Raw genomic sequence first — 17,092 nt, 5'->3', positions numbered from 1 at the left:
TACAGAAAAACTTAAAAGGTTGCGTAGAATACTCTTATTTTTGTAAAAATTATGGAACACAAGGTTTTTAGTATTCAGTCAGAAGAAGAATTTAAAGAGGTAGCACTATCGGTGTTTAAGCATCAGTTTACATACAATAAAGTGTACCGCTCATTTTGTGATTTGTTGTATGTTCATCCGTCAGAAGTTACTGAAATTGAACAAATCCCATTTTTACCAATTCAATTTTTTAAAACAAAAAAAGTACTATCAACTACAAATGAAGTAAAGGAAATCTTTACTAGTTCAGGAACTACTGGAAATATAACAAGTAAACATTTTGTTACAGATTTGTCATGGTATGAAACAAGCTACTTAAAAGGTTTTGAATCTTTCTATGGAAATATTCAAGACTATGTTGTTTTAGCCTTGTTACCGAATTACTTACAAAGGAAAGGATCGTCTTTAATTTATATGGTACATGATCTGATACAGCGATCAAAACAGCCTGAAAGTGGCTTTTATCTCGATAACCTTTCTGATTTGGCTCAAACACTTGCTGATTTAGATTCAAGAGGTAAAAAAATTGTGCTTATAGGTGTGTCTTTTGCATTGTTGGATCTTATAGAAGAGTATCAATTTAATCTGAAGCACACTATTGTAATGGAAACAGGCGGTATGAAAGGTAGAAGAAAGGAGATGATTCGTAAAGAGTTACATCAAAGGTTACGTAAAGGGTTTGGTGTTTCAAAAATCCACTCAGAATATGGAATGACCGAACTTTTAAGCCAAGGATACTCAAAAGGCGGAGGTGTTTTCAACTGTCCGACTTGGATGCGTGTGTTAACGAGAGACCCTGAAGATGCATTAACTATTTTGCCTAAGGAAAAATCAGGAGGAATTAATATTATCGATTTGGCGAATTATAATTCTTGTTCCTTTATTGCAACGCAAGATTTAGGAAAGGTTTATAAAGACCATAGTTTTGAAGTGATTGGGCGTTTTGACAATTCTGATATTAGAGGATGTAATTTAATGGTACTGTAAATAAGGATCATCTTAATTGTATATAATATCGGACGAATGTTTGGTGTAAGTTTTTCGAAACAGCAGCGACCAATTGGCAAACACAATTACTTTATGAAACACTTTTCTACTTTTATCTTGTTAACAATGTCAACAGTAGTGCTATTCGCACAAAAAATAGACTATAATACAAAAAAAGGGTATGTGGCTGAGGGTTATGATGTGGTATCGTATTTTATGAATGAGCAACCTATAGAAGGAAAAAAGAAATACCAAACAACATATGATGGCGCCAAATTTAAATTTTCATCAGAAAAAAATCTTACCTTATTTGAAGAAAACCCTAGTCAATATATTCCGCAGTATGGAGGGTATTGTGCGTACGCAGTAGCGGCAAAAAACACGAAAATGTATATTGATGCTGAAGCCTATGAGATTAGAGATGGGAAATTATATTTGTTTTACAGTTCTTGGTTTTCTAGTAAATTGGAAGATTGGAAAGAGGGTGATACTAAGAAATTGCAAGAGCAAGGAGATAAGAATTGGGAAAAATTAAAGGTTAAAAAATAAGGGTAGATGAATAAGTTAGTTTTTGGGTTTTTTTTTATGACCTCAATGATTGCTGCACAAACGAATCATAATTTAAAAAAAGGAGTTATAGCCAATGGTTATGATGTGCTGGCATATTTTAATAATAAAGCAACAAAAGGAAGTAAAGAGCACACCACTAAATACAACGGTGTCATTTTTAGGTTTTCATCGGAAAAAAACCTAAACTTGTTTAAAGAGTCTCCTCAAAAATATATTCCACAATATGGTGGGTATTGTGCGTATGCTATTGGAAAGAACGGAGACAAGGTAAGTATAAACCCAAAAACATTTGAAATAAGAGATGGAAAATTGTACTTGTTTTACAATGCTTGGGGAACAAATACCCTAGAGCTATGGCAAGAAGAAGGTGCTGAAAAACTTCGAGATCAAGCAGATAAAAACTGGACTACGATTGTTCAATAATGTAATATAAAGCACTACCTCACGGAAAGAAAAGAGGTAATGTAGAGCTGCTTTTGTTGTTACCAGAGCGGTGGCAGCAACATTTATAGCTTGAAACTTTTATGATAAACCATCCATTTTTTCTTTATGGTGTTTTTATAATTCGCATAAAGAAAAAAGCATCGTTTTCATGTTAAGTAATTTCAAATGGTAAATGGTATTACTTCGAAGTACCAGTACTTCTTCTGGTTTAAGTGATAACAATATCCTAATGTATTATATGAGTTTAATTCTTATTTTTGTTCGATAACACCTTTCCAACATGAATACCTTTTCTTCTTTTAATCGATCAAATATTCAACAAGAACTGCAATCAAACGAGTTTGATATTCTAATTATTGGGGGTGGAATTACTGGCGCAGGCATCGCCTTAGATGCGGCATCTAGAGGGATGAAAGTAGCATTGGTAGAAAAAAACGATTTTGCTTCAGGAACTAGCAGTAAATCCACGAAACTCATACATGGAGGCTTACGTTATTTAAAACAGTTTGATTTTTGGTTAGTAAAAGAAGTGGGTACTGAGCGTGCCATTGTACATAAATTAGCACCACACTTAGTGATTCCTGAAAAAATGATTTTACCACTGATAGATGGTGGTACTTATGGTTCATGGTTAACGTCTATCGGATTAAAAGTCTACGATGTGCTGGCATCTGTTGAAGGTGATGACAAACGAAAGATGCTCGATAAAGAAGAAGCGTTAGAACAAGAACCGTTGTTGCCAAAAACGATTTTAAACGGAGCGGGGTTTTATGCAGAATACAGAACAGATGATGCTCGTTTGACAATAGAGATTCTAAAAACGGCAAGTCAATACGAAGCACAAATAGTAAATTACACAAGAGTTGATGGATTTCTTTATAAGAATAAACGTGTAATAGGGGCAAAAGTGACCGATGTGTTTACAAATGATAGCTTTGAAATTAAGTCGAAATATGTGGTAAATGCAGCAGGTCCATGGGTAGATGAATTGCGTCAAATAAACCATTCGAAAATAGGCAAAAGACTGCATTTAACAAAAGGAGTACACTTGGTAGTACCACACGAAAAATTACCCGTAAAGCAATCGGTGTATTTTGATGTGCCTGATGGACGTATGATGTTTGCCATTCCTCGTGGAAAAATTACATATTTCGGAACTACAGACACCAATTATCAGCAAGATAAAGATCAAGTTGAAACCAGTGTGGTCGACGCATTGTACCTAATTGAAGCTGTAAACAATATGTTTCCTGACATAACACTCACGTTAAATGATATCCAATCTTCATGGGCAGGCTTGCGCCCGTTGATACATGAAGAAGGAAAATCAGCTTCAGAACTATCTAGAAAGGATGAGATTTTTGTGTCTGACACGAAATTAATTTCTATAGCAGGAGGTAAACTTACGGGGTATCGTAAAATGGCGGAACGTATTGTAGACCTGGTAGCAAAAAAAATGCAAAGAAGATTTGAAAAAGAATTTGAACCTATTCAAACGGAAGATCTTATTTTATCAGGCGGTCCTTTTTTGAACTATAAATCTGTTAAAATCTATACAAAACAAGTGTATAAACGTATAAAATCGTTTGATTTAACAGAAAAGGATGCCGATTATTTAGTCCATAACTATGGAAAACAAACGAATATTATTTTAGATAAATTTGATGAATTATCTGAAGACAACCCAGAAAAGAAATTACTAAAAGCAGAGGTGTGGTTTACGATACAGCATGAAATGACCTGCACACCAACCGACTTTTTTATGAGACGCACAGGACGCCTATTTTTTGATAAACCTAGTGTTGACAACTACAAACAATTTGTATTAGAGCAGTTTATAAATCACTTTAACTGGAACGCAGAGATTACTTTAAAACACCAACAAGAATTAGACGCTAAAATAGCATTGGCGGTAGGATTTAAGTAAAGTAATGTCATTGCGAAGGAGCGCTAACAGCTAAAGCAAGCTATTTAAAATGAGTTTCGCTTTATGTTTTGAGTGCAGATAAAAGTAAATTGACAAGATTTAGTGGTTTGTTAGTGAGTTGTTTAATGGTTTTTATGTAAACGAATACTAAAAACATCTAAAAACTTTTTTTTTACGATATAAAAAACTAATTTTAAACGAAATTTAAAATTTGATATTATGAAAAACAATTACATTTTAAACAAAAAAACAATACAACTTGGAGGTGGAAACGACAGCTTACAAGGAGAGGGTGATAATACTGGTGGAGGAAGTGGAGGAAGTGATGATGGAGATACCTAAACCAGGTAAAAGGTAAAATTAGAACAGTACTAAATTTATTATTAACAAGTAGCTAATGTAATTTTAATACTGTTTTATATTTATAAATGTATTGTATATCGCGATTAAAGTAAGAATAGGGGCTAAAATTAAATGACTTAATCAGAACCATCATATAAACACGGATGCTCTTTAAGCTCAATAACATGTCTCTTTACATCCGTTACAAACTTCAAATCTATACTATTAGAGGCGTTTATGGAGGTTATAGACAACTTACCGCGTTTATAGGACGGTATATTCAGAAAAACTATTACATTTAACCTTTTTATTAGTGGTTGTATGAATCTATATTTCTCTTTTCTACTGGTTATTTCTGTGCTAATTGCAGAACAACAAACAACAGATACATTGTTAAGGGTAGAAGAAGTTGTTGAAAAGGGAAAACAAGCCTATGTACAAAAAGACACCATTACGTTGCAAAAAGTAACGCTAGAGCTTTTTCAACTTTATAATCGAGATAAAGACTCCCTCGCTTTAGCAAACCATTACTTCCATAAAGCGATGGGCTACCGTCTTAGGTATAAAAATGATAGTGCTTTTTATTATTATCAACAATCAAAAAACATATCAAAAAACTTAGGGGATTCCTTGGCCGTTGGCAGACGTTTGTTAACTATGGCAGTATTGCAACGAGGAGCAAAAGATTTTTTAGGAAGCGAAATAAGTTTAATAGAAGCTTTGACCTATTTAGAACCGATTAAATCGTATCGTTATTTGAAAACGGTTTATATAAATTTAGGATTGGTTTCACAGGAGTTACATCAAAAAGAGGAATCTGAAAAATATTATATAAAGGCTCTAGAGGTTAATGAGAAAGTGAAAGAAGATAGAAAAAGAGAACGAGGCTATCTATTTATACAAAATAATCTAGGGTTACTATACCAAATAAATAGTGAACATAAAAAGGCAATAGATTATTTTAAAAAAGGATTGGCTTTTGAGAATGTTAAGCAAAAACATCCTTTAATTTATGCATTGCTATTAGAAAATTTAGCCTTTAGTAATTTTTCATTGAGCAATAAAGAAAATGTTATAAATAATTATGAAAAGGTTTTAAAAATAAGAGAAAGTCTAAAAGATTATAAAGAATTAGGAACAACTCATATAAACATATGTTTATTTCATAAGAGTAAGAATAAGCTGAGTTTAGCCAAGCACCATGCAAATAAAGCTCTGGAATACTCAAAAAAATCCCAGAACAACAAACGATGGTTAGAAGCTTTAGAAGAACTGTCCGAATTAAGCTCGGGAGAACAATCCAAAAAGTACTTTAAAGAATATATCCAATTAAATGATAGTTTACTTAACAAAGAACGAAGCTTAAAAAACCAATTTGCCAAAATCAGGTATGAAACGGATAAAAAAGACAAAGAAAACGAAGTATTAAAGTCTGAGAATAAGATTAAACAAGACGAAATAGTCAAACAAAAACAACAAAAAATCATTGGTTGGCTGGCTGCTGTGGCCGGTTTTTTAGGATTAGGGTTCAGTATCACCGTTTTTGCTTTTAGACGTAGAAAAATGTTATACCAGGCGCAAATACAAAAAGCCCAAGCCCGAGAACAGGAACGGAAACAAATAGCAAAATCTTTGCACGATGAGGTGGCAGGAGATTTACGTTTGCTGCATCGAAAACTAGAAAAATCGCAACTGCTAGAAGAAGCACAAAAATTAGATGAGGTTAAGGAAAATGTACGTAATTTATCACATCAGCTGAGTAGCGTTAGTTTTAAAAAAGTTGGATTTAAAGATCAAATCATCAATTTAGTCACTGATTATTTTGAACCCGGTTTTAGAATTAGTGTTAACAATTTAGATGAAATTGATTGGACAACTGTTAACAGCGCGGTTAAAAGATTATTATATATATGCATCCGAGAAAGCATACAGAACAGTAAAAAGCACTCCCAAGCAACAAAAGTAACAGTCATTTTTACAATACATAAAAAAAATGTAATTTTGGGTGTTTCTGACAATGGTATAGGTTTTGATACCCTTGTTCAGAAAAAAGGTATCGGTTTACATAATTTACAAGAAAGAATTGAAGAATTGAACGGAATGTTTTCAATTAGTAGTACTTTAGATGTTGGAACCGAAACACATATTGAAATACCCTTAAATGTCTGATATAATTAAAATACTACTCGTGGATGACCATGAGTTAATCATCGAAGGAATTCTTTCATGTCTGAAGGATATTGATAACTTAGAAATTACAAGTACTAGTTCTTGTGATAGGGCCTATAGTTTGATAAAATCCAATAGGCATAACAATCCTTTTCATATATTGTTTACCGATTTAAGCTTTGACAATACGAGTAAAAATACGGCCATTGATGGAGGGGAAAACCTAATTAAAATACTTCAAAAAGAAAATATTCCGATAAAAATTGGGGTAATTACGGGCCATTCAGAAACGAATAGGGTGTATAATGTGATTCATAATTTAAAGCCTTTAGCATACATATTAAAAGGATCGTGCAATACAAGTGAATTAAATTTTGCGATAAAAAAAATGCTAGCAGATCAGGTGTTTTATACGCATGAAATTCATGAAAAGTTGCTAAAAAGAGCCTTGGTTGAAATTCAAATGGATGATGTAGCCATTCAAATATTAAAAGAATTGCCCAAACACACCAAAATAGCAAATATGGAAGGTGTTATTACCAAAGGAGACGGAAACCTTATAAAAATTAGAGCGATCGAAAGTAAACTCGCTAAACTACGGACTGATTTAAACGCGAATAACAATACTGATTTGGTATTAAAAGCCAAAGAACTTGGAATATTAGATTAGCATTTTGCGGAAAAGCACACTTTTTTTTACGGAAAACCCCTTTTTAAAGGTAGGGAGAGCGTATATCTTTGTATAAGAATTACTTAAGGGAGAAATTCTAACGATAAAAGGAAAGATATAGAAAGCCTTCGAGATGCATAATCTTGAAGGTTTTCTTCATTGATAGCACAATAATACCGCTTCTAATATTAATTTACCCACCATAATTGTTGATGATAAATACCGATCTACTGAAAAAAATACAAGCACGTCTGCAAAGAAGTGATTGTGTAATCTTATTTAGGAATCCTTCATACAAAATGAACGAAATTCTATAGGTATTTTAAATAGATCTGTTTCACCATTTATGAGTAACTAGTAGTGTTTACAAATAGACATTGTTCGCTTGCGGAAAAACACGCTTTTTTTCACGGAAAACCCCTTTAGCAGCATACAGTTTAACGGTAAATTTGCCACGTCACTCATTCATATGAGCGGATAATTTAAGGGGAAAACAAACCTTCTAGACGTAATCTAGAAGGTTTTGTTATATTAGGCTATTCTTTAACTGAAGGCAGTGAACAAAGTCTTCTTGGAACAATAGTTATTGGCTTGAGATAATAGAGCGCTAACTTATGGTGGCTCTGTTTTTGCTATAAGGTTTAATTCAATACGGAAATCCACATCGTTTTCGACGGAAATCCCCTTCTTAACTTTTTATAAATCGAGTAGCTTTGTCATGTCACTCATTCATATGAGCGGATAATTTAAGGGGAAAAGAAACCTTCTGGAGATATATACTAGAAGGTTTTGTTTTGTTCATACCGTTCTTTATCTAATGCTACATTAAAACAACATGTTGGTATAACGAAAAGGCTGATTACCTGTTAATTTAATTCGCCTTAGGAGTTTATGATGCGAAGTCATTCATACATCTTAATAAGAATCTTAAAAAAGAGATGTTTTCAACGGAATAATTAGAGATGATAACCCGGGCTTAGGCGTATAAATTAATAAAGAATGCGGAAATCCACATTGTTTTTTGCAGAAACCCCCTTTTGTGGCATGAAGTTTGCTAATACCTTTGTCATGTCACTCATTCATATGAGCGGATAATTTAAGGGGAAAACAAACCTTCTAGACATACTCTAGGAGGTTTTGTTGTTTGTACCCTATTGCATACGGGTTTTTAGATAACGTTACTCTATTGTTTTGCTTTCAATCAGGCTTGTTTTTTTACCTATAGTTGGGTATTTACAATAAACAATTTTTACCCGTAAATTGACATCAAAAATTGTATCATTTTGGCTACCGCCTATTCTGTTAGACCGTAAATAGCTGTAAAAATTAAGAAGACGAATTGCGGAAATTAGCAGGTTTAAATGCGGAGTTCCCTTTTTTAAAGCTCATAATCAATAGTATTTTTGTAGTGCTGTTTATTTAAACGCAAAAATTTAAGGGAAATATCAAATTTATTAAAATGGGGAAACATTTAATTAAAAAAGCAAATCAAATCTTGGTTAGTTTTTTGTCAGCATTGGCTGACTTCGGCAGAGGAGCCAGTTATGCACTTAGACATTAAATTATCGTAAGTCGACTCCGAAAACCCTCTAGATGAAATTCTAGGGGGTTTTTTTATTTCCATCTTATTATATGTAAATTGCTGGTTTAATTGAATATTTAAATGATAAAAAAATATATTATAGCGCTAGACCAAGGAACTACAAGTTCTCGAACGGTTGTGATTAACGATGAAGGTGATATAGTAGGAATGAATCAGCAAGAATTTACACAAATTTTTCCTGAATCGGGTTGGGTAGAGCACAATGCAGAAGAAATTTTAGAAACTCAGTTAGCAACGTTTAAAAAAGTAATGAATGAAGCAAACATACACCCTTCTGAAATAGCAGCTATAGGCATTACAAATCAAAGAGAAACAACTGTAGTGTGGAATAAAAACACTGGGAAACCAATATATAATGCTATTGTTTGGCAAGACAAGCGCACCATTTCTATTTGTGAAGAATTAAAAGAAAAAGGTTTAGAACAATATATTCGGAAAACAACAGGATTGGTTATTGATAGTTATTTTTCAGGGACTAAAATAAACTGGATATTAAATCATGTTCCGGGTGCCAAAGAAGAGGCGGCTGAAGGAAACCTTCTGTTTGGCACTATTGATACTTGGCTACTATGGAATTTAACAGGAGGAAAAGTGCATGCTACCGACTACAGCAACGCATCTAGAACAATGCTCTACGATATTAAGAATTTATGCTGGGACACGAAATTATTGGCAGCACTAGAAATTCCTTTAACGATCTTACCAGAAGTAAAGCCATCATCATATCATTTTGGAAATTTTGAATTAGATGAAGTACAAATTCCTATTGCAGGGATGGCTGGGGATCAACAATCTGCTTTATTTGGTCAGGCTTGTTTTAAGAAAGGAGAAGCTAAAAATACCTACGGAACAGGCTGTTTTATGTTATTGAACACTGGCGAGCATTTAGAGTACTCACAAAACGGGTTACTAACAACAATTGCTTGGGGTATAGATGATAAAATCTACTATGCCTTGGAAGGAAGTGTATTTGTAGCTGGCTCAGCAATTCAATGGCTACGAGATGGATTGCAAATAATTAATGACGCAAAAGAGAGTGAGATCTTTGCAAACCAAGTAGAGGGAGAAAACCCTGTATATGTAGTCCCTGCTTTCGCTGGTTTAGGTGCTCCATACTGGGATATGTACGCACGAGGTGCTGTTTTTGGATTGACGCGTGATACTGGAAAAAACCACCTGATAAAGGCAACATTACAATCATTGGCCTATCAAACCAAAGATGTACTTAATGTGATGCAAAAAGACAGCGAAACAGAAGTATCGGCACTAAAAGTTGATGGAGGAGCTTGCGCTAATGACTATCTAATGCAATTCCAATCAGATATTTTAAATGTAAAAGTTGAAAGACCAGAAATTATAGAAACTACTGTTATGGGAGTTGCGTATTTGGCAGGAATTTATGTAGGAATGTGGAAACAAGAAGATATTCTTAAAAGAAGAAAAATAAACCGTAATTTTTCACCTACGTTTTCTGAAGGAAAAAGAGAAAGGTTATATAAAAAGTGGCAAAAGGCAGTTGAAAGAACAAAAGATTGGATAGAATAACATAATAGTAAATAATAATTAATGGCTAGGTTTTACAAAAAAATCCCAAGTAGAGTTCAAAAGTTTATAGAGCAACAAAAAATGTTTTTTGTGGCAACAGCAACGAAAGAAGGAAGAATAAACCTTTCACCTAAAGGGATGGATTCTTTTAGGATACTTGATGAAAATAAAGTAGCATGGTTAAGTGTAACAGGCAGTGGAAATGAAACTTCGGCACACCTGCTGGAAAACAATAGGATTACTATTATGTTTTGTGCTTTTGAAGGGGCACCAAATATTGTTAGGCTTTACGGAACAGCAGACGAAGTACAAGAAGACGAGAACCAATGGAATGAATATGTAGCCTTATTTCCCAAACTACCAGGAACACGTCAAATATTTATAGTTCAAGTAAACTCAGTGCAAACATCTTGTGGCTCATCTATTCCTTTTTATGAATATTTAGGTGAAAGAAATAAGCTAAACGAATGGGCTGAAGAGAAAGGAGAAGAAGGAATCAAAACCTATTGGGAAGAGCGAAATCAATTGAGCATTGATGGGTTAAAAACAAAACTTCATAAACCCTAATATAAGGTGTATTCTAATATAGTTGTTGTCTTACAGGTGTGATAGTTTCTCCAAACGGAGGGAAATAGTATTAAAAAAAGTGTTCTAAAAACAAATTACCCTGCGTTTTTAGAACACTTTTTTATTTATTTAAAAGCATTTAAGCCAGTAATGTCTAACCCTGTAATTAATAAATGCACATCGTGTGTACCTTCGTATGTAATTACACTTTCTAAGTTCATTGAATGTCGCATAATAGAATATTCTCCTGTAATACCCATTCCGCCTAATATCTGCCTAGCTTCTCGAGCTATTTTTATAGCCATATCAACATTGTTACGTTTTGCCATTGAAATTTGAGCCGAGGTAGCACGACCTTCATTTTTTAGCACCCCTAATCGCCAAGCTAATAATTGAGCCTTCGTGATTTCAGTAATCATTTCAGCTAATTTTTTTTGTTGCAATTGAAATTGACCAATAGGCTTTCCAAATTGAGTACGTTCTTTAGCATATCGAAGAGCAGTGTCATAACAGTCCATAGCCGCACCAATAGCACCCCATGCAATACCATAACGAGCTGAATCTAAACAAAGTAAAGGCGCGCCTAAACCAGATTTTTTCGGTAATATATTTCCTTTTGGAACCTTTACATTATCAAAAATTAATTCCCCAGTAATAGAAGCTCTTAATGACCATTTATTATGAGTTTCTGGAGTAGAAAATCCTTCCATACCACGTTCTACGATCAAACCATGAATTCTTCCTTCCTCATTTTTAGCCCATACCACAGCGACATCGGCTATAGGAGAGTTAGAAATCCACATTTTAGCACCATTTAATAAATAATGGTCACCCATGTCTTTATATTTGGTTTCCATTCCAGAAGGGTTAGATCCATGATTTGGTTCTGTTAAACCAAAGCAACCAATCCATTCACCACTTGCTAATTTAGGTAAGTACTTTCTTTTTTGTTCTTCATTTCCATAGTTAAAAATTGGCCACATAACTAAAGAAGACTGTACTGAAGCCGTTGATCGAATACCACTATCACCTCGCTCCAATTCTTGCATAATTAAACCGTATGAAATTTGATCCAAACCAGCACCTCCGTACTCATCGGGTATATACGACCCAAAAGCTCCTACTTCAGCTAAGCCATTAATCAATACCTTCGGGAATTCTGCCTTTTGAGCATATTCTTCAATGATAGGAGATAAGTTTTTCTTTACCCATTCACGAGTGCTGTCACGTACTAACTTATGCTCGTCTGTTAGTAAATCATCAACTTGGTAATAATCAGGAGCTTGAAATAAATCAGGTTTCATAAATAATTGTTTTTAAAATTAGTTGTTTACTAATTGTTACGATGACGATGTGAATTAGTAAAAGATGTTTGTAAAAATACAGTAGCGATCTTTATACGCATTGGTTGGCTCAAAAATACTCAAAAAAATGGTTATTACTAAAGGTTTATGTATGTTTGTATATGATGAGATTTACTTTAGGAAAAGAGGAGCGGTTAAAAAGTAGGAAATTAATAGAAAAACTATATAAAGAAGGTGAATCTATTAGGGTTTTTCCTCTTAGAATGGTTTATATACAAACAACACATAACTCAAAGTACCCGGCTCAAGTTGGCGTATCGGTACCTAAGCGAAATTTTAAAAGAGCGGTAGATAGAAATAGAATAAAAAGACTTTTAAAGGAAAGCTATCGCAAGGAAAAATATATAGTGTATTCGGAAGTAAAAAAGCCATATGTGTTCATGATTTCCTATCTTGCAAAAGATGAGTGGTCCTATGTAGATATTGAGTTGAAGATGAAAAAAATATTATCGCTTTTCATAGCAAAAATTAATATGGATGAAAAATAGAAAAATACTTTTGTCGTGTTTCGCAATAATGATTGCGGCTTTCTTTTCGTTTCAGTCTCGCTTTTTTGAAATAGCGAAACAAATAGAAATATACAATAACCTTTTTAAAGAATTAAACATAAATTATATAGACGAGATAAATCCAGGAGATTTAACTGACAAGGCTATTAAAAACACACTAAAAACCCTAGATCCATATACGAATTTTTATAACGAACAAGATGTTGAAGATGTAAGAATACGAAGAGAAGGAGAATACGGAGGTATCGGAGTTTTATCATATTATTCTGATCGAGGCATTGTTTTGTCTGAGGTTTATAAAGGCTTTCCAGCAGACAAAGCGGGCCTAAGGGCTGGTGATTTGATTACGAGTGCAGATGGGCAAGAACTAAAAGGGCTTGAAAGAAGTCAGCTATCACAAGTTCTTAAAGGAACACCTAATAAAGAGCTACCCTTAATTGTACAAAGAAGAGACACGGAATTAAATATTACCCTTAAGCTAGATAAAGTTATTGTAAACCCAGTGCCGTTTTATGATATGGTTGACGAAGAAACAGGGTATATTGTTTTAACTCGATTCACGAGTGAAAAGGCAACTGAAGAAGTTAAAAAGGCGTTTGAAAAACTGAAAGAGAAAGGAATGAATAAATTAGTATTTGACCTAAGAAGTAATCCAGGAGGTTCTCTTTTTGATGCCGTGAATATTACCAATTTATTTATCCCTAAAGGAAAAAAAGTTGTTGACACCAGAGGGAAAATCAAAAAAAACAGCAGAACATATAATACCAATAGAGAGGCACTTGATACCAAAATACCAATAATTGTACTAATTGACGGGAGATCTGCCTCGGCATCTGAAATAGTTTCTGGAGCATTACAAGACTATGACCGAGCAGTTGTAATGGGAGAGCGTTCTTTTGGTAAAGGGTTGGTACAACGATATTTCAATTTGAATTATGGAACTCAGATGAAAGTGACTATTTCAAAATATTATACACCGAGTGGTAGGTGTATTCAAGAATTAGATTATGGGAACAGGAATTCTAAAACCGGAAAAGTGCCTAAATTCTCAGAAAGGGAAGTAAATAAGTTTACAACAGAGAACGGTCGAATAGTTTATGATGGAGGTGGAGTAGCACCAGACGTAGAAGCAAAGCATTCTCAAAAAAATAAAGAAACTAAAAGATTGTTAAAGTCGAGAGCTATTTTTAATTTTGTTACCGATTATGTTTATAATGCAAAGGATATAGATTCGTTAAATTTTACTTTTGATACCAGTAAATTTAATGATTTTAAAGAATACTTATTTTCATCAGACACCGTTTTCGTAACTAAAGAGGAAAAATTATTTAAAAAAGCCTATACATCTTTAGAAAACAAAAATATTATAAAAGACGAATACGATCGTATGTTGTTAAAGTTAAAAGAAGATAAAGTTAAAAGAATTACAGAAAATCAAGACATCCTTTTAACTAAGATTGAACAAGAAATCATGAAACAGTCTCACTATAGAGAAGGGATGTACAAGCATCAATTACAAAATGATGAAACTATAAAACAAGCGGTTTTATTATTAAAAGATAGTGTAAAGTATACATCAATACTTAAAAAATAACACAGTCAATAACTTAAAATTTTTGATTAGATAAAATATGTTGAAACCAAACCAGAAAGAAAGAACAAGGGCGCAAGAATCAACAAATGCAATAGAACGTTTATATATATCTATGAGGCATCTTTTTAGCCGTGGATTTTATAAACCGATGGGAGTTTCTGGAGAAGCACTAAGAAAATCACTTTTAGCACTGCGTCCTGAAATTTATGGCTCAATAGCAGAAGATAGAATGGAATTGAATGGTCTAAAGTACGTGATTGAGCGTTTGCCAGAAGGAATTGAAGAATGTCAGTTCATTAACTTAACGGCAGATGAAGGGTACAGAAATTCACATTTTAAGGTGATAGTTCCGCCTAAAAGAAGAAGGAATTGCTATCGTATTGATAAAGATCAAATGAATATTGAAATTACCAGAGGAAGATCTGAAATTTACGATATTTTAACGCATCTTACGTTTTTGTTTATAGAGTCTCATAAAATTAAAGATAGAGTAAGCATTGGAAGCTCAGGAGAAAAATTTATCAGAGAATGGGTATACTTAGAAGATGTAGTTTTATATAATAAAACACTTACGGAAGAGGAAAAAGATGTAATGATCGCTCATTTAGGGAATATATTAGGAAGAACCTATGAAGAGGTTTATAGCACCTACAATTCATTTAGTACAGAAGAAAATCCAAGTCGATTTTTACACCTAATATATTGGTTAGGGAAATTAGCAATTAATGAGGTTCTGTTAGATCAGAAAAGGTCGATAAAGTTCAGCTCAGTTTTAATTGAAGAGATAGGGCATCATATTTATGGAGAGGTTTGGGCGAATAATATTAAGAAAACCTTATTGGAAAACGATTTAATTAAACGACCAATTCATATCATCAGTGCTAATATGCATAGTGTAATGAATAGTGTTTATGCGAAAGAGGCACTTCCAAAGGAAACGCTAAAACATCAAAGCTTTGAGCTTTTTGAGTTGTTAAGTGATTCAAATAGTGAAACGTTACAGTCGAAAGTTAAACAACACGCTTCTAAAAACGGATTGATTTATTTAAAAGACGCCTCAGGAACAAATATCAATGTGCAAATTATTGATTCGGATAAAATAAATTTTGATGCGATTTCATATAATAAAGTTAACTCGTTAGACAAAAAACCTGTTATTATAGTGATGGATTATGCTTTTGGTGAGCAGGCTTATGAAACTATGGATGAGTTATTGAAGCCCTATAAAATAAAGGACGAAGAGATTCATTTAGATGTTGAGTCAATTTCAATAATGGGTAAAGCGGGAATACTAGAAGGAGGAAAAGGAGACATTATGATTCCTTCTTCGCATATCTTTGAAGGAACCGCAGATAATTATCCATTTGAAAATGAGTTATCTAAGTCGGATTTAGAAGGCTTTGGTGTTGAGGTATTTGATGGAACAATGGTTTCCGTTTTAGGAACCTCACTACAAAATAAAGACTTGTTAAAATTTTTCCATGACTCTACATGGAATGTGATTGGATTAGAAATGGAAGGAGCGCACTACCAAAAGGCAATTCAGTCAGCTTCAAAAATTAGAGGAAATATATCAAAAAATGTTAAAGTACGTTATGCGTATTACGCCTCAGATAACCCTTTAGAAACCGGAGCAACATTAGCCTCTGGAGGATTGGGAATGAGTGGAGTGATACCAACGTATGCAATTACACAGAAAATATTGGAACAAATTTTTTAAGACATGGGGAACAATAAAAACGAAGAAGAAGTTGATTTAGGGTCATTATTTGTAATAATAGGTAGAGGTGTTTCTAAAGTTTTTACTGGTATAGGAAATATACTTTCCTCTTGTTTTCATTTTTTCATATTAATACTGCTTTTCTTTAAGAAGAATTATATAAAACTTGGCATAGCTTTTATCATTGGAGCTGTTATTGGGTTAATTATAGAAATCAAAGAGGCAAACAAATTCGGGTCAAACCTTTTGGTACAAACCAATTTTAATAGTGCAAGGCAATTATATAATAATATTGATTTTTACAACAACCTTGTAAAGCAAGAAAATATAAGTGTATTATCTGAAACATTTAATCTAGATAATGAGGAGGCAGTTTCTTTAAAAAAGTTTATAATAGCTCCAATTAAGAATGAAAATGACATCGTAACAGCCTATAATGATTTGTTATTATCTGCAGATTCCTTAACGGTAAGAAAATATACGTTTTCAGATTTTAAAAAAACGTTTACTAAGTATAATTACAAAGTACATAATATAGAAGTTTATTCAACCAAGAATGACGTGTTTTCTAAACTTGACGATATCATAATTGCCGCCATTACAGAAAATAATTATTTTAATAAGCTGAAAGAGTTAACCAACGAAAACCTAAACAGAACAGATAAATTGTTAAGGAAAAATTTAGCTCAAGCAGATTCATTGCACAATATTTATAAAAAAGTTCTTTTAGAAGAAGTCAAATTAACGCACCAAGGCACGAATATTAATTTAAATAATGCTCAGAAAAAAAGTAAAGAACTTGAGTTATTTACAACCACCTTAAAACTCAATAAGGAGTTGAAAACAATTAGCAAAGAAAAATCAGAGAAGTCTGAAGTAGTAAATATAATTTCCAATTTTCAACCAATTGGTTATAAGGTTCAAGGGATTTCTAAAAATAGATCTGCACAAGTTGGTTTGCTGTTTTTAGGACTGATAATCATGTATTTGTTACTTGCTAAGTTAAACGGATATTTGGAAAACTATAACAAGAAAAAGTAGC

14 protein-coding genes are annotated in these 17,092 nt (G+C 33.2%); 13 read left to right on the top strand and 1 reads right to left on the bottom strand.

Translation table 11 applies throughout. From position 1 onward, the window contains the following. Positions 1-51: 51 nt before the first annotated feature. From AC2TDS_RS11195 to AC2TDS_RS11155, 9 genes are all read left to right on the top strand, one after another. Positions 52-1,026, top strand: coding sequence for a LuxE/PaaK family acyltransferase (locus AC2TDS_RS11195; RefSeq protein WP_484735675.1), 975 nt, complete (start codon positions 52-54; stop codon positions 1,024-1,026). Between the two features lie 93 nt (positions 1,027-1,119). Then, a complete protein-coding gene (locus AC2TDS_RS11190; protein WP_484735674.1) occupies positions 1,120-1,575 on the top strand; it encodes a YHS domain-containing (seleno)protein in 456 nt (151 codons plus the stop codon). Positions 1,576-1,581: 6 nt separating this feature from the next. Next, complete coding sequence (locus AC2TDS_RS11185) at positions 1,582-2,019, top strand: YHS domain-containing (seleno)protein (RefSeq protein WP_484735673.1); 438 nt, start codon at positions 1,582-1,584, stop codon at positions 2,017-2,019. 301 nt (positions 2,020-2,320) lie between these two features. Further along, the gene (locus AC2TDS_RS11180; RefSeq protein ID WP_484735672.1) at positions 2,321-3,967 is read left to right on the top strand and encodes a glycerol-3-phosphate dehydrogenase/oxidase; all 1,647 of its coding nucleotides are present in this window, start codon (positions 2,321-2,323) and stop codon (positions 3,965-3,967) included. Positions 3,968-4,186: 219 nt separating this feature from the next. After that, entirely contained in the window at positions 4,187-4,309 is a 123-nt protein-coding gene (locus AC2TDS_RS11175; RefSeq protein WP_484735671.1) for a hypothetical protein, read from the top strand. A gap of 321 nt (positions 4,310-4,630) precedes the next feature. Beyond that, positions 4,631-6,478: an ATP-binding protein gene (locus tag AC2TDS_RS11170; protein WP_484735670.1), complete on the top strand. Its 1,848-nt coding sequence runs from the start codon at positions 4,631-4,633 to the stop codon at positions 6,476-6,478. Next, positions 6,471-7,148, top strand: a complete 678-nt coding sequence (locus AC2TDS_RS11165) for a response regulator transcription factor (protein ID WP_484735669.1) — start codon at positions 6,471-6,473, stop codon at positions 7,146-7,148. The genes AC2TDS_RS11170 and AC2TDS_RS11165 overlap by 8 nt, the downstream gene beginning before the upstream one ends. A gap of 1,663 nt (positions 7,149-8,811) precedes the next feature. Next, positions 8,812-10,296, top strand: coding sequence for a glycerol kinase GlpK (gene glpK, locus AC2TDS_RS11160; RefSeq protein WP_484735668.1), 1,485 nt, complete (start codon positions 8,812-8,814; stop codon positions 10,294-10,296). A 21-nt stretch (positions 10,297-10,317) separates the two neighbouring features. Further along, on the top strand, positions 10,318-10,863 hold the full coding sequence (locus AC2TDS_RS11155) for a pyridoxamine 5'-phosphate oxidase family protein (protein ID WP_484735667.1): 546 nt from the start codon (positions 10,318-10,320) through the stop codon (positions 10,861-10,863). A gap of 125 nt (positions 10,864-10,988) precedes the next feature. Here AC2TDS_RS11155 and AC2TDS_RS11150 read toward each other — a convergent pair whose 3' ends face one another. Further along, positions 10,989-12,167, bottom strand: a complete 1,179-nt coding sequence (locus AC2TDS_RS11150) for an acyl-CoA dehydrogenase family protein (RefSeq protein ID WP_484735666.1) — start codon at positions 12,165-12,167, stop codon at positions 10,989-10,991. Positions 12,168-12,328: 161 nt separating this feature from the next. Here AC2TDS_RS11150 and rnpA point away from each other — a divergent pair, with 161 nt between their 5' ends. Genes rnpA through AC2TDS_RS11130 form a run of 4 tightly spaced genes read left to right on the top strand, consistent with a single transcriptional unit; the run spans position 12,329 to position 17,091 of the window. Then, entirely contained in the window at positions 12,329-12,715 is a 387-nt protein-coding gene (gene rnpA / locus AC2TDS_RS11145) for a ribonuclease P protein component (RefSeq protein ID WP_484735665.1), read from the top strand. After that, a complete protein-coding gene (locus AC2TDS_RS11140; RefSeq protein WP_484735664.1) occupies positions 12,705-14,330 on the top strand; it encodes a S41 family peptidase in 1,626 nt (541 codons plus the stop codon). The genes rnpA and AC2TDS_RS11140 overlap by 11 nt, the downstream gene beginning before the upstream one ends. Positions 14,331-14,367: 37 nt before the next feature. Beyond that, on the top strand, positions 14,368-16,050 hold the full coding sequence (locus AC2TDS_RS11135) for a DUF6909 family protein (protein ID WP_484735663.1): 1,683 nt from the start codon (positions 14,368-14,370) through the stop codon (positions 16,048-16,050). A 3-nt stretch (positions 16,051-16,053) separates the two neighbouring features. Then, the gene (locus tag AC2TDS_RS11130) at positions 16,054-17,091 is read left to right on the top strand and encodes a hypothetical protein (RefSeq protein ID WP_484735662.1); all 1,038 of its coding nucleotides are present in this window, start codon (positions 16,054-16,056) and stop codon (positions 17,089-17,091) included. Position 17,092: the final 1 nt, after the last annotated feature.

Source organism: Tenacibaculum profundicola (assembly GCF_057220795.1).
The sequence above is the reverse complement of the archived record's forward strand: the minus strand, read 5'-3'. Positions and strand labels throughout refer to the sequence as shown.

What these genes read in the sequence shown, in the direction of transcription:
- AC2TDS_RS11135 (WP_484735663.1), top strand. Translation starts at nt 14,368, where the DNA reads ATGTTGAAACCAAACCAGAAAGAAAGAACAAGGGCGCAAGAATCAACA.
- AC2TDS_RS11175 (WP_484735671.1), top strand. Translation starts at nt 4,187, where the DNA reads ATGAAAAACAATTACATTTTAAACAAAAAAACAATACAACTTGGAGGT.
- glpK (WP_484735668.1), top strand. Translation starts at nt 8,812, where the DNA reads ATGATAAAAAAATATATTATAGCGCTAGACCAAGGAACTACAAGTTCT.
- AC2TDS_RS11130 (WP_484735662.1), top strand. Translation starts at nt 16,054, where the DNA reads ATGGGGAACAATAAAAACGAAGAAGAAGTTGATTTAGGGTCATTATTT.
- AC2TDS_RS11180 (WP_484735672.1), top strand. Translation starts at nt 2,321, where the DNA reads ATGAATACCTTTTCTTCTTTTAATCGATCAAATATTCAACAAGAACTG.
- AC2TDS_RS11165 (WP_484735669.1), top strand. Translation starts at nt 6,471, where the DNA reads ATGTCTGATATAATTAAAATACTACTCGTGGATGACCATGAGTTAATC.
- rnpA (WP_484735665.1), top strand. Translation starts at nt 12,329, where the DNA reads ATGATGAGATTTACTTTAGGAAAAGAGGAGCGGTTAAAAAGTAGGAAA.
- AC2TDS_RS11150 (WP_484735666.1), bottom strand. Translation starts at nt 12,167, where the DNA reads ATGAAACCTGATTTATTTCAAGCTCCTGATTATTACCAAGTTGATGAT.
- AC2TDS_RS11190 (WP_484735674.1), top strand. Translation starts at nt 1,120, where the DNA reads ATGAAACACTTTTCTACTTTTATCTTGTTAACAATGTCAACAGTAGTG.
- AC2TDS_RS11170 (WP_484735670.1), top strand. Translation starts at nt 4,631, where the DNA reads ATGAATCTATATTTCTCTTTTCTACTGGTTATTTCTGTGCTAATTGCA.
- AC2TDS_RS11140 (WP_484735664.1), top strand. Translation starts at nt 12,705, where the DNA reads ATGAAAAATAGAAAAATACTTTTGTCGTGTTTCGCAATAATGATTGCG.
- AC2TDS_RS11185 (WP_484735673.1), top strand. Translation starts at nt 1,582, where the DNA reads ATGAATAAGTTAGTTTTTGGGTTTTTTTTTATGACCTCAATGATTGCT.
- AC2TDS_RS11195 (WP_484735675.1), top strand. Translation starts at nt 52, where the DNA reads ATGGAACACAAGGTTTTTAGTATTCAGTCAGAAGAAGAATTTAAAGAG.
- AC2TDS_RS11155 (WP_484735667.1), top strand. Translation starts at nt 10,318, where the DNA reads ATGGCTAGGTTTTACAAAAAAATCCCAAGTAGAGTTCAAAAGTTTATA.